The following is a 20,736-nucleotide window of genomic DNA, read 5'->3' on the forward strand; positions in this document are numbered from 1 at the left end:
GGTATATAATGTTAAAAAAATATCTTATAACTCCGGGGCCTGTATCAGTGCCAGAGCAGGTTCTTTTAGATATGGCACGCCCAATGATACATCACAGGACACCAGAATTTGAAGAAATATTTAAAGAAGCAAGAAATGGTTTAAAAAAAGTATTTAAAACAGAGCAGGAGCCGTTAATTCTTGCAAGCAGCGGAACAGGTGCTATGGAATCAGCTGTTATTAATACTTTAAACCAAGGTGATAAAGTATTAGTTATAAATGGCGGTAAATTTGGCGAACGATGGATAAAAATATGCCAAGCATATGGTATAAATGCAGAAAGTGTTACTATTGAGTGGGGACGCTCTGTAAATCCTGCAGATGTTAAAGCATTTCTTGATAAAAACCCAGATACTAAAGCAGTATTTGTTCAAGGAAGTGAAACATCTTCTACTGTATATCATCCTGTTAAAGAGCTTGCAGCAATTACAAAAGATATGCCTGAAACATTACTTATAGTAGATGGAATTACAAGTGCAGGTGTTCATGATACCAGATTTGATGAATGGGGTATAGATATTTTAATTACAGGAAGCCAGAAAGCGTTTATGCTTCCACCGGGTCTTGCTTTTATTACATTAAGCCAAAAAGCATGGAATATGGTGGAAAAATCTACACTTCCAAAATTTTACTTTAATTTAAAAACTGAACTTAAAAATCAGCTAAAAAATACTACTGCATGGACTGCTGGTGTCAGCTTAATAATTGGCTTAAAAACAGTTTTATCAATGATGGAAAAAGAAGGAATAGATAATGTTTTTAAAAGACATTCCATAAATGCAGAAGCTACAAGGGCAGCAGTAAAAGCATTAGGTTTAAAACTTTTAGCTCAGGATATACCGTCAAATGCAGCAACAGGCTGTTTTTTGCCTGAAAATATAGACGGCAAAGCATTTGTTAAATATTTAAGAGATAAATGCGGTGTTTCTATTGCAGGCGGGCAGGACCATTTAGCTGGCAAAATACTCCGTATTTCTCATCTTGGCTACCATGATGCATTTGATACAATTACAGCAGTCAGTGCTATAGAAATGGGGCTTAAAAAATTTGGTGCAGATATTGAGTTTGGCAAAGGTGTTGCTGCTGCACAGTCTGTTCTAATGGGAGAAATGCCATCAATATGACACATATTTCAAAAGAGCAGAATATAGAGCGAAGCGGCAGAATAGAAAATGCTTTAAATGTTATAAAAGGCACTCTCAGTCAGTATGGATATACTGAGCTGCATCTTCCTATTTATGAATATTATGATTTACTGCAGGATACAGTATTTAATTTTTCTGATGAAAGCATTATCCGTTTTATAGACAGACATACTGGTAAAACATTAGTTCTTCGTCCAGATTTCACTCCGCAGGTATGCCGCATAGTATCAGGTATGGAAAATCTGCCGCTGCCATTTAGAGTATCTTATAATGGCACAGTTTTTCGTTCAGTAGAAAAGGACAGGGGTATAAAAGGCGAAGAAAACCAAACAGGCTGGGAAATATTTGGTGAAAGCAGTATTTTTGGAGATATAGAGATAGTTTTAACTGCAAATGATGCTTTAAATGAAATGGGGCTTAATGGTTTCTGCTTTACTTTTGGAGATACTTTATTTTTAAACAGAATAAAAATACTTGCAGGTGAAAAAGGTGATAAAATACTTGAAGCTGTTTCAGAAAGAAGAACACATGATTTAAAAAAATTAGTATCAGAAATAAATGCAGACCAGAATTTAAAAGATTTAATAGTTAAACTTCCACTTGCTTTTGGCGACATAGATAATATATATAATCTTGCTCATCTTACATCATTTGATAAAGAGTTACATGAAAGAGTAGAGTTTGTTAAAAATCTTTTTAGTCAGCTTAAAGACTGCGGAGTAGATGAAAATATTTTAATTTTTGATGCTGCAGAATCAAAAGGGCTTGATTACTATACAGGTGTTCATTTTGAAATACTGCATAAAAGTTATGGCAGTATATTAGGAAGCGGTGGCAGATATGATAAATTAATGTCAAAATTTGGTAAAGATTTAACTGCCTGTGGTGCTGCTTTAAATATTGATAATCTTTTACATTTTCCAATATGTGAAAGTAAGTCACAGGAATACGATTATTTAGTTATCGGCAAAGATAATTTTAAAAAGGCTGTATCACTTCGCAAAGAAAATAAAAGTGTTATATTTACAGCAGAAGAAGACAATAAAGAAAACTTTATAAAAAATTATGCTTTTAAAAATATAATTTAATGGGGGAAATAATGAGCTGTTCAGCAGTGCTTGGTGCCCAGTGGGGCGATGAAGGAAAAGGAAAAATAGTTGATATGTATTCGGAGCAGGCAGATGTTGTTGTCAGATATCAGGGCGGCCACAATGCAGGTCATACTGTATGGGTAGATGGTGTAAAATACATTCTGCGGCTTATCCCTTCCGGCATTATCCATAATAAAACAATAAATATAATAGGTAACGGCACAGTAATTGAGCTTGATGCGTTATTTAAAGAGATTAATGAGCTTAAAGAAAAAGGTGTAAAATTTGACGGCAGATTTTTTGTAAGCGACAGAGCTCATGTAATTATGCCATACCATATCTTTTTTGATAAACATAAAGAAGAATTAAAAGGTGCTAATAAAATAGGCACAACAGGCAGGGGTATAGGACCTGCATATATGGATAAAATAGCAAGAAACGGTATCCGTATAGGTGATTTATTTAATGAAAAACTGCTTGATGAAAAAATTAAAACTAATGTAGAAGAGCTTAATATGTATGCTGTTAAAGCTTATGGTATAGCCCCTGTTAACATAGATGAAGCAAAAGCATACTGCAAACGACATATTGATGACTTAAAAAATTATGTTACAGATACATCATATTTAATAAATAAATTAATAGATGAAGGCAAAAAAGTAATGCTTGAAGGAGCTCAGGGCACAATGCTTGATGTGGATTTTGGAACATATCCATTTGTAACATCATCAAATGGCACAGCAGGTGGTGCATGCACTGGCACTGGTATTTCGCCTAGAAAAATATCATGTATAGCAGGTGTTATGAAAGCATATACAACAAGAGTTGGCAGTGGTCCATTTCCAACAGAGCTTTTTGATGCAGACGGTGAAGCATTAAGTGTAGCAGGTCATGAGTTTGGTGCTGTTACAGGCAGACCAAGAAGATGCGGCTGGCTTGATTTAGTAGCAGCAAAATATGCTGTTATGGTGAATGGTCTTGATTATATTGCACTTACTAAAATGGATGTGCTTGATAATATGCATGTAATAAAAGTGTGCACAGCTTATGAAATAGACGGCAAAATTGTAGAACAGTTTCCAGCTGATATAGAAAGTCTTGACAACATCAAACCAGTATATAAAGAGTTTAAAGGCTGGATGACTGACCTTACAAAAATTAAAAAAATAGAAGATTTTCCAAGTCAGGCAAAAGAATATATTGATTTTATAAGAAACTTTTTAGGCATTCCATACTGTGTAGTATCTGTTGGTCCTGACAGAAGCCAGACAATAGTATTAAATGAAATATTTAAATAAGAAATATTAAATAAACTTATATTTTGGGGAGTGTAAAAGCTCCCTTTTTTTATGAGTGGAGTAACCTAAAAATTTATGCAGCAGCATATAATATATTTAAAGTATCTAGTTTTAGATACTTCGCTGTAATACAAGCTCAGGATAACCTGCAGCTTTCACTTTGCAGTCATTTTGAGCCTGATTTTACAGGCGAAAAATCTAGATTATTTATATTAAATTATTGCATAATATATTAAATTATCGTATTTTTTAGATACTTTGTCTATAAATCAAGCTCAGTATTATCTTATTTATTTTAAATTCTCTTAATAAATACTTTGAAAAAAATTTTTCTATATAGTAAATAAGAAAAGCATTTGATATATAAAGGTAAAATTGCCTGCTGATTTTTTTTGAAAAAATTTTAAAAAAGTTGTTGACTTTTATTTTTTACTCTGTTATATATTATTTCCACCCGAGAGTAGCCGAACTTGCTCGGGATAGTAAAGAGCCGTTAGCTCAGACGGTAGAGCAATTGCCTTTTAAGCAATGGGTCATTGGTTCGATCCCAATACGGCTCACCATTTACTTTTTATATACGACCCGTTCGTCTAGCTCGGCCTAGGACATCGGCCTTTCACGCCGACAACAGGGGTTCAAATCCCCTACGGGTCGCTTTACCAAACGGACGGTTAGCTCAGCTGGGAGAGCATCGGCCTTACAAGCCGAGGGTCACAGGTTCGATCCCTGTACTGTCCATTTTTTAGTATGGGGGCGTAGTTCAGTTGGTTAGAACGCTGGCCTGTCACGCCAGAGGTCGCGAGTTCGAGTCTCGTCGTCCCCGTTCCAAGCTCTGCTTATGCAGGGCTTTTTTTATATCTTTCTTTAGTTTTTTAGATTTTATCATCTGCATATAAAAATAAAATTAAAAACATATAAATTAGTATTTGAAATTATTTTACATTAATGTATAATAGTAGACGAAGCAGGTATTATTTTAATATTTGGAGATAAAGATGGCAGATAAACCAAAAGATGATGTTTATGTTGAAGAAGGTGAATTAAGAAAAATGCGCGATCCTAGGACTGGGCAGATAAAAGAAGTAGATTTAAGCCTGCCAGCATTATCAAGGACGATGGAAAATATCCGCAAAAGTGCAGAAATTATTAACCAGCCGAATGTCAGCTTTGATATGGCTATGGGAAGGTTTGAATACATTAAGGAATTAGTGCTTGATTCTGCACAATTTTCACCAAAGCTGCAAAATCTGCAAATTAAAATACTCAATAGAAATATTGAAATAGTAAAAAATATTGAAGAACTTGATGAAATAATAGCTCAGTTTGCTAAACAGCATTATATGAAAGAAGCAAAAAATATATTATCAAAAACAGACAGGAAGTCAGGCTTTCAACGGATTGATTCATTACAGCAGGCAATAGAGTTTCTTATGAAGGGCAAAAAACATGTTGGTGATGATGAAGAATATAATAAATACATAGTTTCATTAAGAAAAGAAATAATGGAACATCACAAATCAGCATCTGATTTAACAAGGGGAATATAATATATAAATTTCAGTTCTTGCATTACAGCGAAGTATCTAACAAAACAAACAGTTTAAATATATTATATACTGCTGTAATATACATAATTTAGATTTTTCGCCTTTAAAATCAGGCTCAAAATGACTGCTACACAAAATTTTTGTAAGTCCACTTTTAAGGCTTTATTTAGAATAAAGAAATCTTGACAAATGAATATATATTTTTATATTTATTATTAAACCTGAGTGTATACAGCTCTTAAATGGAAATGAAAAATAAAGCATACGGAAATATTGGTCTGTATGCTTTTTTGCAATAATATTAATATAGTATTTTTACAAACCATATTTTAGCTTTATGAATTTTTCCTGATATTTAACTAACTCTTTCATTTCATCTAATTCTTTTCTTGATAACTTTGGAAAAAACAACATTGTTTTGATATCTTTTTCTTTCACATCCAACATAATACTTCCTGTAGCAAGGGCTTCCATTTGAATAAGATATTGATTAGAAAAAAGAAATTTATAAAAAGACAGCCTTTTTGCTTCATCACTAATACTAATTTTATAGCATCCGTTTGTAATGATGGTATTAATTGTTTCATCATGTAAAATCATACAAAATTTATCAATACTTCCTTTAAGTTTACTTATAAATATATCATTTTTTTTGGCAGATAGCTTTGCTCTATTAGGTAAATCCCAACCATATAGTTTATTATTTAAAGAATAGTCTCCATTAGACATATTTGTAATATCAATATAACTATATATTGATGCATTGTCTATTTTATTAATACTCTTTTTGTTAGTAACAATACAATCATTCAATGTATAAAAATCTTTACTTTTTATTTGTTTGACAATATCAAGGTAGGAAGGTATATTCATTTCTGGACGAATAACAAAATCTTCAGATTTGATTTTATTATAAGGTATATAATTGTATGAAGCATTGTTTTTTTCTTTTTCAAAACCAACTAATGAATTGTCAAAGGCAAAATTCTTGAATTTTTTTGCAATATCATCTAGGTCAGAAAGAATTATTTTATTATTATTATCATCTAATAGATAGTGTCCATTATTATAATTTTTCTTATATATTTTTTCCAATTTTTTTGATTTATAGTTAAAGCCAATATTTATTGCAACATCTGTAAATATATTATATTTTTTTGGTATATTCTTATCTTTTTGTAGTATTAAAATGCCAACTTTAACACCTGTCTCTGCACCTTTAAATGTTCCCTCTGGAAGTGAAATATATGCTATAATTCGAGCTTTGGAAACAATAAATTGTCTTAAATTCTTATCGTCTTGTGGATTTGTCATATATCCATGTGGTAATATAATACATAAAATACCACCGTCAATTAATAGATTTAATGCTCTTTCAATAAATAATTTTCCTAGTTGTTTATATCCATATTGATTATATAAATCATATTTTTCACACACTTCATCAGAACCAGTAAAAATGGTTTTTGACCCAAATGGAGGGTTTGTAATAACGATATCAAACATATCATTATCTATATTATATTTTTCAATAGAATCATGCATATTGATATTTGTTCTACCATCTCCACTAATTATCATATTAAGATGGGCAACCTCTACTGCTTTTGAGCTAGAATCCCAATAATATATATTTTGTGATATTTTGTGATTTTTTTTCAAACAACCTACAAGAAAATCTCCACTGCCACCTGCAGGATCAATTATTTTTTTCATATTTGATATGTCTAATAGAGTTACAATAAAATCTACTATTGTAATTGGTGTATAAAACTGGTCAAGTTCTGTTTTTAATGTAGATTGTGCAAATCTCATAAATAATGTTTGCAAAATATCCTGTTGACTTTTTAATAATGAGTACTCTTGCAATAAAATAACAATTCTAATTAATATTTCATTAGAAATCTTAATAGTTTTAGATAAAGTAAGTTTTGAATAAAATTTTTTAGCATCTTCATATAGCTTTTCTATTTGCTTTACAGTATTATTGGAGTGTTGGAATGTTAAATATTTATTACTACCTTCATTTTGCTTTTCGTCATAATATTTGCATAGTATTATTTTAAATAATTCTTTATATTTTTCTTCTTTTGTTTTTCCTATATTATGCAATAATTGATCAAAAATACTAATCAATGCATTAATATTATCAATAGGTATAAGATTATTCCACACTAATGGTGTAGTATTAAAATTATAGCCATAATTTGGTAATTTGACTAAAGAAAACTCGGTTTTATAATTAGTGCTTTTAGTAAATAGAGCATTACTGACACCATCAAAATAAATTCCATAATTGCACTGTTGCTTTGTACACGCAGGGATTAACTGATTTTCAATAGCTTTTTCTTTATCTTTTGTATCTCTTTTAGTCTCTACAATAATATGAATTTTCTTTGAAGCTTTTGTTTCATAAACGACAATATCAGCTCTTAAATGGTTTCTGCCACTATTTCCTATATCCCAAACATTTGTTTCAAATTTTATACATTCCTTAGGATACCCCTTTGATAGCAAAAAAATAACACAATCAATTCGTATTTTTTCTTCTGAAAAATGTAAACCATCTTTTGATTTATCATTGGTATTTAGTATCCCACGAATAGGACAAGTCAGTTCCATAATTAACCCCATAATATATATCATATATTATATTATATTATACAAAAAGTCAATTCAATAAATTAAGTGATAATGGACTCCCTGCCTGTTTCTAAGCTGATTTGGCGGTTGCTTAATAAATGAAACAGGCAGAGGATAATTCCATTGTCGGAAGGATATTATTATGTTTATGCATTAAAACAATATGCTGACTTTTGAAAAATATTTGGCGGATATTAATCTTGTCGGTTTAAGCCATACTAACAGCTTGCAATCGTTCTAATGCCTCTTTCGAAATGATTACTTTATCCATAGACATTCCTGCGTCTTCTGAATTAGACTTACTGCTGTCTACTTTTTCTCCACGCAGAAGTTTTGAAAGTTCTGATACACTTTTTTCATTTTTACTTGCGGCAGTATATGCTGCATACTGGTTAGAATTAGAAATTAATAGAGAATCAGTCATTATAAACGCTCCTTTGCCACCCTGCTTGGCTTATGCAATACTTATAGCAAACATCGTGCCAAAAAAAATACTTGCCAAAATTACAAAAAAATGAAAAATACATTTATGATTAGTTTTGATAATGTTTCTAAAAGCTACGGCTCAAAAATTTTATTTGAAAATGTTACCTTTAATATTAATAAGGGTGAACGCATAGGTCTTGTTGGCAGAAATGGCAATGGCAAAACAACTCTTATGCGTATTATAACAGGGGAAGAAGAAGCAGACAGTGGCAAAATCTCTATTCCTAAAAATTATAAAATCGGCTTTTTAAAGCAGCATATTAAGTTTGCAAAAAATACAGTTATAGAAGAAGCTATGCTTGGACTTACTGATGAAGAAATCCATGATAAATGGAAAGCAGAAAAAATTCTTTTTGGTTTAGGCTTTAAAGAAGAAGATATGGAAAAGAGCCCGTCATCTTTTTCTGGTGGTTTTCAAGTGCGTCTGATGCTTGCTCAAACATTACTTGCAAACCCTGATTTATTACTGCTTGATGAACCTACAAACTATCTTGATATTGTATCTGTAAGGTGGCTTAAAGGTTTTTTAAATTTATGGAAAGGAGAGCTTTTACTTATTACTCATGACAGGCAGTTTATGGATGATATAATTAGCCATACAGCAGGCATTCACAGGGCAAAAGTGCGTAAAATAGAAGGTAGAACTGATAAATTTTATGAGCAGATAGCACGAGATGAAGAAATATATGAAAAAACACGGATAAATGATGAGCAGAAGCGTAAAGAGTTAGAACAGTATATTACAAGGTTTAGAGCAAAGGCACGGCTTGCAGGGCTTGTGCAAAGCCGTATAAAAACTCTTAATAAAATGGAGAAAAAGGATAAACTTGAAGCCATTAAAAACTTGGAATTTGCTTTTAAGTATAAGCCTATTGCATCAAAACAGATTATGCGTGCGGAAAATATTTCCTTTTCTTATGATGGTAGGAAATTTTTAATTAATGACTTATCTATAATAATAGGCAGTGAAGATAAAATAGCAGTGATTGGTAAAAATGGCAAGGGTAAATCTACTCTTTTAAAGGTGCTTGCAGGGATACTTCCAGCTTCAAGCGGAAATGTTATATATCATACAGGATGTGTGAAAGGTTATTATGAGCAGACAAATATTTCTTCTTTAAATCCAGATAACACTATAGAAGAAGAAATCCAGTCAGTTTCAGATACTTTTGATAGAACTTATGTTAGAAATATATGCGGAGCTATGCTCTTTGAGCAGGATGCAGCACTTAAAAAAATAAAAGTTCTTTCAGGCGGCGAAAAAAGCCGTGTTATGCTTGGTAAAATTATAGCAAGCCCGCAGAATGTTTTAATGCTTGATGAGCCAACAAACCATTTGGATATGGATGCATGTGATTCTTTAATAGAAGCAGTTGATAATTTTAATGGAGCTGTTATAATGGTAACTCATAATGAAATGTTCCTGCATGCACTTGCAAATAGATTAATAGTATTTCAGAATGAATATCCTTATGTATTTGAAGGCACTTATGAAGAGTTTTTAGAAAAAGAAGGCTGGCAGGAAGAAAATACAGCTAAATTAAAGGAAGCAAAAACAAAACTGAATAAGAAAGATGCCAGAAAATTAAGAAGTGAGATAATATCAGAAAAAAATAAAGTATTGAAGCCATTAGAACAGCTTGTGGAAAAGCTGGAAAATGATATAAGCACTTATGAAAATGAAGTAGCAGAATTAAATAGATTATTAATTGAAGCATCAACTAATAATGATGGACTTTTGATTGGAGAATATGGTAAAAGATTAGCAGAACTTAATAAAATGATAGAAAATGCTTTTACTGAGCTTGATAGTGCTGTTACAGAGCTGGAAACAAAACAGCAGGAATATGAAAATAAATTAAACCAAATAGAAGAATAAAAAGGATGGGTAATATGAAAAAAATTTTTCTTACATTGTTCTGTATGCTTATTGCAGTGCAGGCTTTTGCACAAGCTGCAGCAGAAGATAATAAAGGGGAAGCAGCACAACAAGAACAGTCAAGTGATTTCAAAACTGATTCAAAAGGCAAGCCGGATTTTAATAAGAAAAAAATCTCACTTGACAGAGTTGATGAAAAAAAATGGTCGCTTCGTATAGGCTATAATTACTTTATGCCTGACAGCAAGTATTTAACAATGTTTCAAAACAAACTAAAAATTGGCGGAGCATACGATTTTAACAAAAATGTTCAATTACAGGCTTTTCTGTCGTATGCAGATGGCAAAAAAAGTTTTGATATAGATGGTGTGTCTACTCAGTTTAAAGGGACAGTATATAATATTGGAGTGCTTGCAACAGGTTTATATCCGATAGAATTATCTGTTGGCTCTGTTGCACCTTTTGCCAGCATTGGTGCTGTTTATACTTTTGGAAACTTAAATACAGTTTATCAAAATGGCATAGAAAATAAGCAGAATTTGTCTGGCGGTGGCATACTTGCTCAGGCAGGTCTGCAATACAGTTATCATATATTAGCATTCAGGGTATATGGTGAATATTTATATGATTTTACACCGATGAAAAATCCATATATTTCTTCATTATCTGGTTTTAGTATTGGAGCAGAGCTGGGTATTAAATTTTAACATACTATGGATAATAAAAAGCCTCACTATCAAGGTCATAGACAGCGACTGAAAAAGAAGTTTGATGAAGCACCATCAGTTTTAGCTGATTATGAAATATTAGAATTAATACTTGGTTACTGTATACCTAGAAAGGATGTGAAGCCGCTTGCGAAAGAAATGCTTATGCAGGCAGGCTCTATTGGCAATATTTTTAATATTAACTTCCAGCAGTTTGATGGTGCAGGAAAAGAAACAGAAAGATTTTTTAGGATAGCTGCTGAATTTTATAACAGGATAGAAAACTCATATTGTGAAACAAAGCAGTCGCTTTCTAGTCCGGAGCAGATATACAGGCTTTTAAAATATCATATCGGGTTTGCAGAAAATGAAAATTTTGCAGTAATCCTATTAAACAGTAAAGGTTTCCTTATTGATAAGAAAATAATGACAGAGGGTGTTGTAAATAATGCGATAGTATACCCTAGACAGATAGCAGAATATGCACTGAAAAATAAGGCAGTAAGTGTTGTTATCGCACATAACCACCCGTCAGGAGACAGCAGCCCGTCTAGAAAAGATATAGAGCTTACAAATATAGTAGCAGAATCGCTTTCCACTCTTGGCATTAAGCTGAGAGACCATATAATAGTATGCAAAAATGAATATTCAAGCCTTTATGACTTAGGATATATAAAAAACTAGATGATTTTTGCAGAAAATTTGTAAATTTTTTTATAATTTTGAAATTTCCACTTGCTTTTTTTTATATCATTGTAATATTAGCACTCATAAAAAGTGAGTGCTAATTAAAAGCAGCACTAAATTATTAAAACATAATTAATATATATACAGGAGGCTCAGAGGTATAATGGCTAAAATCCAACCTTTACAAGACAGAGTAATTGTTAAACGCTTTGAAAGCGAAGAAAAAACTGCATCAGGTATTTTTATCCCTGATTCTGCAAAAGAAAAACCACAGGAAGGTGAAGTAGTTGCAGTTGGTGCAGGTAAATATTTAGATAATGGTAATGTTATAAAACCAACAGTAAAAACAGGGGATAAAGTTCTTTTCAGTAAATATGCTGGAACAGAAGTTAAAATAGAGGGTGTTGACCTGCTTATTATGAGAGAAGATGATATATTAGGTATCATTGGATAATAATTAATTAAAAAACTATTTAGGAGATTACAAAAAATGGCTAAAAATATTACATTCAGTGAAGATGCTCGTCAGGCTATTATGCGTGGTGTTGACCAGCTTGCAAATGCAGTTAAAGTTACACTTGGACCAAAAGGAAGAAATGTTGTTATAGAAAAAAAATTCGGCACACCATTAATCACTAAAGATGGTGTTAGTGTTGCAAAAGAAGTGGAACTTGCAGACGCTCTTGAAAATATTGGTGCTCAAATGGTTAAAGAAGTTGCATCTAAAACTAACGATGTAGCAGGTGACGGCACTACTACTGCAACAGTGCTTGCTCAATATATTTATAGAGATGGTATGAAAAATGTTGTAGCTGGTGCTAACCCTATGGAAATCAAAAGAGGTATAGATAAAGCGGTTGAAGCAGTTATTGCAGAACTCCAAAAAATTTCAAAAGTAGTAAGCACTAATAAAGAAATTGAACAAGTTGGCTCAATTTCAGCTAATAATGATAGTGAAATTGGTGGTATCATTGCAAAAGCAATGGATAAAGTTGGTAAAGACGGTGTTATCACTATTGAAGAAAACAAATCTATGGAAACAGTTTTAGATGTTGTTGAAGGTATGCAGTTTGACAGAGGCTATCTCTCTCCATATTTTGTAAATAACCCAGATACTATGGAAGCAGTTGTTGAAAATGCTTACATTATTATCCATGAGAAAAAAATCTCTAATATGAAAGATATTCTTCCAGTATTAGAAAAACTTGCAAAAGTAAATGCTCCATTTGTTATTATAGCAGAAGATATTGAAGGTGAAGCACTTGCAACACTTGTATTAAATAAACTTCGCGGCACATTAAACTGTGTGGCTGTAAAAGCTCCTGGCTTTGGCGACAGAAGAAAAGAAATGCTTAAAGATATTGCAGTATTAACTGGCGGTCAGGTTATTACTGATGATTTAGGTATTAAAATAGATAGTGTTGAACTTGAAGATTTAGGCAGAGCAAAAAAAGTTGTTATTGATAAAGATAACACAACAATTGTTGAAGGAGCAGGTAATACTGACGATATTAAAGCAAGAGTTACTCAAATCAAAAAACAAATTGAAGATACTACAAGTGACTATGACAGAGAAAAACTTCAAGAACGCCTTGCTAAATTAATTGGTGGTGTAGCAGTTATTAAAGTTGGTGCTGCAACAGAAACTGAAATGAAAGAGAAAAAACATAGAGTGGAAGATGCTCTTGCAGCTACAAAAGCAGCTGTTGAAGAAGGCATTGTTCCTGGAGGCGGTGTTGCATTAGTAAGAACTGTTTCAGCTCTTAAAAATATAAAAGTTTCTCAAGAACAGCAGGTTGGTGTAAATATTATTGCAAGAGCTTTAGAATATCCATTACGCCAGATTGTTGAAAATGCAGGACTTGAATCAAGTGTTATTGTCAATAAAATCAAAGCAAGCAAAAATGTTAACTATGGTTTTAATGCTTATACAGAAAACTATGAAGATATGATGGCTGCAGGTGTTATTGACCCAACTAAAGTTACTCGTTCAGCATTACAAAATGCTGCATCAGTTGCTGGTCTTATGATTACAACAGAAGCAGTTATCACTGAAATTAAAGAAAAAGCAGCTCCAGCAGTTCCTGATATGGGAGGCATGGGCGGTATGGGTGGAATGGGTATGATGTAATTAGGTAAAACCTATTTATCATATTCATACATTAAATACATATAAAATAATAAAAATATCCGCCGTATTAAAATACGGCGGTTTTTTTGTATTATATAAAATATTAATTAAATTATAAGATTTTTAGATAATATCTTAAAAATTTCGCGATTTTAAGCATAAAAAATCTTTATTGGTTTATTTTCTATTTGCAATATAAATAATTTAGGTTTTTTGCTGCCAAAACAAGTTCATCTACCACTCACTTTCATACGGCTCGTTATAAGCCTGCTTCCGTGTCTTACTGAGCCTAAAAGGCGAAGTATCTAAAACTAGATACTTTAAATACATTATGCACTGCTGTAATATATATAATTTAGATTTTTGAACTTACCCGAAAAAGTTGTACTAGCCATATAAGGAGTGTATATGGCAAGAAAATACAGCTATGAGTTTAAGAAATATCTAGTAACAGTCATAGAAAATGGAATAATGAGTGCCAGTGAATTATCAAGATGCTGTAAAATTCATAAAGGAGTAATATGTAATATCTATAACAGATATAAGCATTCAGGCGAATCAAGTTTACATCATAGCTTTACCCGCAATGAATATAGTAGAGATTTTAAATTAAATGTGTTAACTTATAAGGCATCAAATAATTTAAGTTATGAGCAGACAGCACTATATTTTAATATACCATCAGCATCAGTAATATATGACTGGAATAAGTTTTGCAGTAAGTTTATTGGAGATAATATGTCAGATAAGAATATCCCGAACAGTAAAAAGAGTAAACACTCAAACTCTACTGATATTAAACTCACTAAATCAGATGATAGTGAAGAAGTAAGACAATTAAAAGAGAGAATATCAGAGCTTGAAAAAGAGCTTTATTACAAGTCAGCGGAGAATGCATATTTAAAAAAGCTGGAAGCCTTAATGCAGTCAAAGGAACAGAGAGTTCAACAGAAAAAGCACAAATAATAACTGCATTAAGGCTGTATTACAGTTTGGATATCCTGTTGTCTGTGAGTAATATGAAAAGAAGCACTTACTATTATAATGTTAAAAAGCCTGCTGCATTAGATAAATATGCAGAAGTCAAGGCATATATATTAGAAATATATGAAAAATCTAACAAGACTTACGGCTATCCAAGAATAACAAAGGCATTAGAGAAACTGGGTTATACTTATGACAGGAAGACAGTGTATAAATTGATGAAAGAACTAAAAATTTCATCACTAATCAGGGTTAAGAAAAGGTATAAACAAGGCAGAGTAAGTCATATATGCAGCAATAAATTAAACAGAGCCTTTACAAGTGAGAAACCATGTTTAAAATGGGTAACAGATGTGGCAGAGATAAAAATTAATAATGAAAAGGTGTATTTATCAGCAATAATGGATTTGTATAACAGAGAAATAACAGCATACAGTGTAAGCAAATATAATAATGAAGAAATGGTAATAGATAATTTAAAACAGGCAATAGATAAAACAAAAGATACAACAGGGTTAATGATACATTCAGACCAGGGTATATTATATCAGGCTAATCAATTTAGAAAGTTATTAAAGGAAAATAATATAGAGCAGAGTATGTCAAGGCGTGGCAACTGCTATGATAATGCTGTTATGGAAAGTTTCTTTGCTACTTTAAAATGTGAATTGGTTTATATTAACAAATTCAAAAATATAGAACAGTTTAAATATGAACTTGAAAAATATATTGATTTCTATAATAATTACAGAATAAAAGCTAATGGACTTACACCTTTACAGGAAAAAGAAATTTATTTAGTGGCTTAGTTCAAAATTTTTGGGTAAGTTCAATCAGGCTCAAAATGACTTATATGGCAAAATTTTTGGATAAACTTAAAGATTACTGCATATTTTATATTCCAGATGTTTCACTTTACAGGCTCAGGATGACATGTTACTTATTAATATCAACTACCTGCACAGGCACATTGCCAACAAGAATATTTTTAAGAGATAAAAATGCAGGTGTATCATCTGTTACAAGCACTTCTCTAAGACCTTTTTCTGTATCTGATAAATTTAATTTTTTAATATCTTCTATAATATAGTGAGTGCTGTCTACAATAGAAACATTAGGCAGATATTTTGCAATTAAATCTTTTAATACTGGGTAATGAGTGCAGCCTAAAATTACAGTGTCTATGCCAGTTTCTGCAATATTTTTAAGTGTTTCTTCTACAACTGTTTCTGCCATCTTGCCAGAAATAACAGCTTCCTCCACAAGCGGCACAAAAAGCGGGCATGCCTGCTGATAAACCTGAGCATCAGGCAGTATTTCTTTTATTGCATGGATATATGATTTACTGTTGACTGTCGCATGAGTGCCAAGCACACCAATTTTTTTATTTTTAGTTAAATCTACGGCATATTTTGCACCCGGTTTAATAACACCTAAAACAGGGATATTTAATGAGTTGTCTAAATCAGGAATAGCATGTGAAGAAATAGTGTTGCAGGCAGCGATTAATGCAGAAATATTATACTTTTCTTTTAAAAAAGAGGCACACTCTACACTGTAACGGATAATAGTTTCTTTTGAACGGTTGCCATAAGGCACTCTTGCTACATCGCCAAGATATATTAAATCCTGCTTTTTAAAATATGCTGCTACTGCTTTATATACTGTTAAGCCGCCTATACCTGAATCATATATGCCTATTGCCATAATATCTCCTAAACTATTTATATTATATTTATTACGGAAATGCAATAAAAATACCATAATCATCATTATACATTATTTTTTACAATTATAGCATTAAAATTTGCCAAAAGTATATATTTTTGAATAATTATTTTTGGGTTGTAACAGAGTTTCTTATTGTAAAATATACTATACATCTTTAAAAAAATTCTTTATATTAATTGACTATGAAAAAGGAAATTATAAAAAATTTGGAAATAACAGATACAGCTTATGGTGGAGCTGGTGTTGGCAGAAGTGAAAGCGGGCAGGTAATATTTGTGCAGAAAACTGTGGAAGGCGATATAGTAGAAGCAGAAATATTTGATGATAAAAAAAGTTTTGCTTTTGCACGCCTTATTAAAATAGTTAAGCCATCACATTTGAGAGTTAAACCATTATGCTCTGCAGCTGATATATGTGGCGGCTGTTCTTTTGCTCATATTGATTATGAAGCACAAAAAAATATAAAAAAACACATAGTATTAAACCAGTTTAGAAAATATAAGCATAATATGCCTGAAATAAAAATTGTGGAAAGCAGCAGTAAAGAATACAGGCTGAGAGCAACAGCAAGAAGCAGAAATGGCAAAATTGGTTTTTTTGAGCATGGCACAAATAAACTTGTTATGGCAGAAAAATGTCCTGTAATTAAAGAAAGTCTTTATAAGAAAATGAAAGAATTTGCAGAGATTAATAACTTATCTGGTGAAATATATGCAATAGAAAATGATGAGGGGTTATCGCTTGCAGATATAAGGGCAGAAAGTATTGATTATAAACATATAGGCAGTTTTGAAGGGGTATGTATAAATAATAAAAAATATGGTTGTTCAAATATAGCTTTTAATACAGCTTATGGAGCCGTGCAGGTTACACACAAATCATTTTTTCAGGCAAATAGGTATTTACTAAATGATTTTCAAGAGTATGCTTCAAGTCTTGTATCAAATAGTTTAGATATTGTGGAGCTTTATGCTGGTTCTGGTTTTTTTACATGTGCATTAATGGCAAAAGGCAGAGTGGAAGCATGTGAATATGAGCAGGTTTCAGCAAATTTAGGCAGGCAGTCAGGTTATAATATAAAAATCAGTGACAGCGGCATATTTTTATCAAAAATCAAAAAATGTGACTGCATTTTTTTAGACCCGCCTAGAAATGGTGCAGATAAAAAAGTAATAGAACACATAAAAAGATTACATCCTTATGAGATAATATATGTTTCATGCAACCCGATTACTCTTGCCCGCGATATAATAAGGCTTGAAGAAAAATATAAAATAACTGATTTTACACTATATGATATGTATCCTGATACTTATCATATAGAAAGTGTTGTAAGGCTTCAAAGGATATAGTATGAAAATAACTGTAAATTATATAAGCAATGTATTTTTAGCTGTTATTTTAGCAGTTATTCCATATACTGCATTGATTAAATTATTTATTAAAAATAATGATACACCATTTTTAAATGTTGAAATGGTTTTAATTATTATATTAAATATTATAGTATATATTTCAGCTGTTACAGGTCTTGAAACAGCAGAAAATAAAGCAAAGGAAAATGGTATAAAAACTCATCTTTCGGCGGCTCTGTTTATCCTTATGGTGCTGCCTGTAATATTAAAATATATTATAGGCATGATGATTGCTGTAATACCAGAATTAATACATTATAACATTACAAGGGCAGATGATGTTATATTGATTATATATACAATTATTCTTTTAACTGCATTTTTTAAATATTCACATAAAGCAGGATATTTTTTAACACCGCTTTTAATTTATCATATATATTCAGCTTTTCAGTATACGGGGTAAACTATGGTTTTATATGTAGCAACAAAAAATCAAGGGAAAATAAAAGAAATAAATAAAATTATGGAACGAGCAGATATTATATGCAAATCTTTTCCTGATATGGAAGATGTGGAAGAAACAGGTAATACTTTTGAAGAAAATGCAAAAATTAAGGCTGATTTTTTATCTTCTAAGTTAAAAGATGAATATGTAATAGCAGATGATTCAGGCTTATCAGTTGATGCTTTAAATGGAGCACCGGGCATTTATTCTGCTAGATATTCAGGCACTCATGGTGATGATAAAGCCAATAATATAAAGATATTAAAGGAAATGCAGGAGAAAAAAGACAGGAAATGCAGGTTTATTTGCGCAATAGCTCTGTCAAAAAATGGTAAAACTGTTAAAACATTTCATGGAGAGCTTGAAGGTGAAGTAGGGTATGAAGAAAGGGGTGAAAATGGTTTTGGGTATGACAGCATATTTTTACTGCCAAATGGAAAAACTACAGCAGAAATAGAACATAATGAAAAAAATAAAATAAGCCACAGATATAAAGCATTAGAAAAATTAAGAGATTATCTGAATAAAGTAATATGAAAAAATTAATTGCAGTTTTTATTATTTTGTTTGTTTTGCAGCTTGCAGCAGGTCTTGCTTTATATATTCATTCAGAAGTTGAATATATAAAAGTATATGTGCCTGAAACAGATAATATTGCTGCATATAATGATACAATAGCTTTTACTGTTTACGGGCAGAATGATTTTGTAATGTATCAAAAATATTATGTCAGGCAGGAAAAGCTCCGTGGCGATTATGATATATCTCAGATTATGCCAATGGTGGAAATCCTGATAAATGAAAGATATAATACAGTAAAAGAGCAGGGTATAGAAAGGTGGAAAAAGATAATATTAAATTATCAGGGCATAGAGCCGTTCTCTCTGGAAGCTGCTGCATATCTTCATTATACAGATATGCTTATATCTAAAAGCAGGCTTTCCGGTTTTAAAAAAGAGCTTTTACGCTGGTATACTATTGATAAGCTGCATAACCAATACAGCAGAGTAGGAATTACCAAGCTTTTTTTAGACAGTTCTAACTATGCAGAAAATATTTATGGAATAGCTGCAGCATCAAAATATTATTTTAATAAAGATATAAAAGAAATCAACTATTTACAGACTGCTTTTTTATTATCTGTAATATCTTTTTCAAATAAACATTATGACCCTGTAAAAGATTATCAGGAGTTAGACAGGAAAGCACGCAGTATTTTAAATAAACTTTATCAGCAGAATATTATATCATCCAGCAGGCTGGCAGAATATATGGCAATGTCTATTAAATTAGAGCCTGAAAATATAAAGATAGTGGAGCCTGCATATTTAAATGGAGTATTTAAACAGATAGCAGATATTAAAGAGATAAAAGAAAATCTTGGAAAAAAGAATATAGAAATATATACAGGTTATAATGAAAAGGCAAATCTTGCAGCAAGAAGTGCATTGAATGAGTATTTTAAAGATAAAGATGATAAGCTGCAGGCAGCTTTTGTTCTGATTAATAATAATACTCAGGAGATAATGGCAGCAATAGGCAGCAGACAGTATGATACAAAGGTTAATAGAGCACTAACTACATCAAGGCAGATGGCTTCTACATTTAAGCCAGTTGTATTTTTAGCAGCCTTTGAAAAAGGAATAAAGCCATCAGACCAGATTATAGACATGCCTTATGATTTCAGGGTAGGCGATATAATATACAGACCAAACAATTATAATGGTTATTTTATGGGAAAAATTCCTATCCGCTATGCTTTTACATATTCTCTTAATAATTCAACAGTAAAACTTGCAGAGCATGTTGGGCTTGATTATATATGTGAATTAAGTAAGTCAATGGGTATGAATGATGAAGTTAAACCATTTTATGCTATGGCTTTGGGTGCATTTCCTGCTACCCCATTGACTGTTGCTCAAATTTATTCTACAATAGGCAATATGGGGGAGTATAAAAAGGCTGTCCTTGCAACAGGGTATAAAATCAGCAGTAAGTATGTAGATTTAAGGCCACAGGGTGAGAGAGTAGTTTCTGCTGAGGCTGCATATCAGACATTATATATTATGCAGACAGTAGCAAGCAGAGGCACAGCACGAGGAGCAAACCTGCTTAAAGGCACAGGTGCTAAAACTGGCACATCTAATGATACAAAAGATGCTTGGACTGCCACTGTTTTTGGTGATTATACAGCAGTAGTGTGGGTTGGCTATGATGATTTAAGCCCTATAACTTATGCAGGCAGTGGTGGAAGGCTTGCTGCCCCTGTAATATCTTCATTTCAGCGGAAATATTTTGGAGCAGATGCTGAATTTTCATTCAAGACACCTAAAAATATTGTATATAAAAGAGTAAATGCAAGAACAGGATATTTAACAAACAAGAAAAATACTGGCACATATTTAGAAGCATATAATAAAAATAAACTTCCTAAGTATGAATAAAGATATAATATAATAAATGAAACTTTGGGTGCGATTTAAAGTATTACTGCATTATAATTTT

The 20,736-nt window shown here is 31.8% G+C and carries 18 protein-coding genes and 4 tRNA genes; 19 read left to right on the plus strand and 3 right to left on the minus strand.

The genetic code is table 11. The features are described 5' to 3' along the window. Window positions 1-8 precede the first annotated feature (8 nt). From N508_RS05725 to N508_RS05760, 8 genes are all read left to right on the plus strand, one after another. Window positions 9-1,163 (plus strand): pyridoxal-phosphate-dependent aminotransferase family protein, encoded by a 1,155-nt coding sequence (locus N508_RS05725; protein WP_023275449.1) that lies wholly within the window; start codon window positions 9-11, stop codon window positions 1,161-1,163. After that, on the plus strand, window positions 1,160-2,272 hold the full coding sequence (locus tag N508_RS05730; protein WP_023275450.1) for an ATP phosphoribosyltransferase regulatory subunit: 1,113 nt from the start codon (window positions 1,160-1,162) through the stop codon (window positions 2,270-2,272). The genes N508_RS05725 and N508_RS05730 overlap by 4 nt, the downstream gene beginning before the upstream one ends. A gap of 11 nt (window positions 2,273-2,283) precedes the next feature. Beyond that, window positions 2,284-3,573, plus strand: coding sequence for an adenylosuccinate synthase (locus tag N508_RS05735; protein ID WP_023275451.1), 1,290 nt, complete (start codon window positions 2,284-2,286; stop codon window positions 3,571-3,573). 487 nt (window positions 3,574-4,060) lie between these two features. Then, window positions 4,061-4,136: transfer RNA gene (locus tag N508_RS05740), tRNA-Lys, on the plus strand. Window positions 4,137-4,152: 16 nt separating this feature from the next. After that, window positions 4,153-4,227 (plus strand) — tRNA-Glu (locus N508_RS05745). Between the two features lie 11 nt (window positions 4,228-4,238). Further along, window positions 4,239-4,311 (plus strand) — tRNA-Val (locus N508_RS05750). Between the two features lie 11 nt (window positions 4,312-4,322). After that, window positions 4,323-4,396 (plus strand) — tRNA-Asp (locus tag N508_RS05755). A gap of 172 nt (window positions 4,397-4,568) precedes the next feature. Then, complete coding sequence (locus N508_RS05760; protein ID WP_023275452.1) at window positions 4,569-5,120, plus strand: hypothetical protein; 552 nt, start codon at window positions 4,569-4,571, stop codon at window positions 5,118-5,120. Window positions 5,121-5,435: 315 nt separating this feature from the next. On the opposite strand, the gene N508_RS05765 is transcribed toward N508_RS05760, so the two are convergent. After that, entirely contained in the window at window positions 5,436-7,742 is a 2,307-nt protein-coding gene (locus tag N508_RS05765; protein WP_040636523.1) for a type I restriction-modification system subunit M, read from the minus strand. A gap of 229 nt (window positions 7,743-7,971) precedes the next feature. Continuing rightward, complete coding sequence (locus tag N508_RS05770) at window positions 7,972-8,187, minus strand: hypothetical protein (RefSeq protein WP_023275454.1); 216 nt, start codon at window positions 8,185-8,187, stop codon at window positions 7,972-7,974. Between the two features lie 90 nt (window positions 8,188-8,277). On the opposite strand from N508_RS05770, the gene N508_RS05775 reads away from it, so the two are divergent. The 7 genes from N508_RS05775 to N508_RS05805 all read left to right on the plus strand — a co-directional run bounded on the left by N508_RS05775 (window position 8,278) and on the right by N508_RS05805 (window position 15,446). Then, the gene (locus N508_RS05775) at window positions 8,278-10,128 is read left to right on the plus strand and encodes an ABC-F family ATP-binding cassette domain-containing protein (RefSeq protein ID WP_231380090.1); all 1,851 of its coding nucleotides are present in this window, start codon (window positions 8,278-8,280) and stop codon (window positions 10,126-10,128) included. A gap of 14 nt (window positions 10,129-10,142) precedes the next feature. After that, window positions 10,143-10,835 (plus strand): hypothetical protein, encoded by a 693-nt coding sequence (locus N508_RS05780; RefSeq protein ID WP_023275456.1) that lies wholly within the window; start codon window positions 10,143-10,145, stop codon window positions 10,833-10,835. 6 nt (window positions 10,836-10,841) lie between these two features. Further along, window positions 10,842-11,519 (plus strand): JAB domain-containing protein, encoded by a 678-nt coding sequence (locus N508_RS05785; RefSeq protein WP_023275457.1) that lies wholly within the window; start codon window positions 10,842-10,844, stop codon window positions 11,517-11,519. Between the two features lie 166 nt (window positions 11,520-11,685). Then, entirely contained in the window at window positions 11,686-11,976 is a 291-nt protein-coding gene (groES, locus tag N508_RS05790; RefSeq protein WP_023275458.1) for a co-chaperone GroES, read from the plus strand. 36 nt (window positions 11,977-12,012) lie between these two features. Next, the gene (groL, locus tag N508_RS05795) at window positions 12,013-13,653 is read left to right on the plus strand and encodes a chaperonin GroEL (RefSeq protein ID WP_023275459.1); all 1,641 of its coding nucleotides are present in this window, start codon (window positions 12,013-12,015) and stop codon (window positions 13,651-13,653) included. A 408-nt stretch (window positions 13,654-14,061) separates the two neighbouring features. Continuing rightward, window positions 14,062-14,619: a hypothetical protein gene (locus N508_RS05800; RefSeq protein ID WP_023274985.1), complete on the plus strand. Its 558-nt coding sequence runs from the start codon at window positions 14,062-14,064 to the stop codon at window positions 14,617-14,619. Further along, entirely contained in the window at window positions 14,550-15,446 is an 897-nt protein-coding gene (locus N508_RS05805; protein ID WP_143815547.1) for an IS3 family transposase, read from the plus strand. The genes N508_RS05800 and N508_RS05805 overlap by 70 nt, the downstream gene beginning before the upstream one ends. Before the next feature lie 127 nt (window positions 15,447-15,573). Here the strand turns inward: N508_RS05805 and murI are convergent, their stop codons facing one another. Further along, window positions 15,574-16,344: a glutamate racemase gene (gene murI, locus N508_RS05810; RefSeq protein ID WP_023275461.1), complete on the minus strand. Its 771-nt coding sequence runs from the start codon at window positions 16,342-16,344 to the stop codon at window positions 15,574-15,576. 230 nt (window positions 16,345-16,574) lie between these two features. On the opposite strand from murI, the gene N508_RS05815 reads away from it, so the two are divergent. From N508_RS05815 to N508_RS05830, 4 genes are read left to right on the plus strand one after another with little or no spacing between them, the layout of a single operon-like run. Then, window positions 16,575-17,720, plus strand: a complete 1,146-nt coding sequence (locus tag N508_RS05815) for a class I SAM-dependent RNA methyltransferase (RefSeq protein ID WP_179077827.1) — start codon at window positions 16,575-16,577, stop codon at window positions 17,718-17,720. A gap of 1 nt (window position 17,721) precedes the next feature. Then, complete coding sequence (locus N508_RS05820) at window positions 17,722-18,189, plus strand: hypothetical protein (RefSeq protein WP_023275463.1); 468 nt, start codon at window positions 17,722-17,724, stop codon at window positions 18,187-18,189. 3 nt (window positions 18,190-18,192) lie between these two features. Next, window positions 18,193-18,768: an RdgB/HAM1 family non-canonical purine NTP pyrophosphatase gene (gene rdgB / locus N508_RS05825; protein ID WP_023275464.1), complete on the plus strand. Its 576-nt coding sequence runs from the start codon at window positions 18,193-18,195 to the stop codon at window positions 18,766-18,768. Then, on the plus strand, window positions 18,765-20,675 hold the full coding sequence (locus N508_RS05830; RefSeq protein WP_023275465.1) for a transglycosylase domain-containing protein: 1,911 nt from the start codon (window positions 18,765-18,767) through the stop codon (window positions 20,673-20,675). Before rdgB ends, N508_RS05830 begins: the two co-directional genes overlap by 4 nt. Window positions 20,676-20,736: the final 61 nt, after the last annotated feature.

Origin of the sequence: Mucispirillum schaedleri ASF457 (assembly GCF_000487995.2) — a bacterium.
GTDB lineage: Bacteria > Chrysiogenota > Deferribacteres > Deferribacterales > Mucispirillaceae > Mucispirillum > Mucispirillum schaedleri.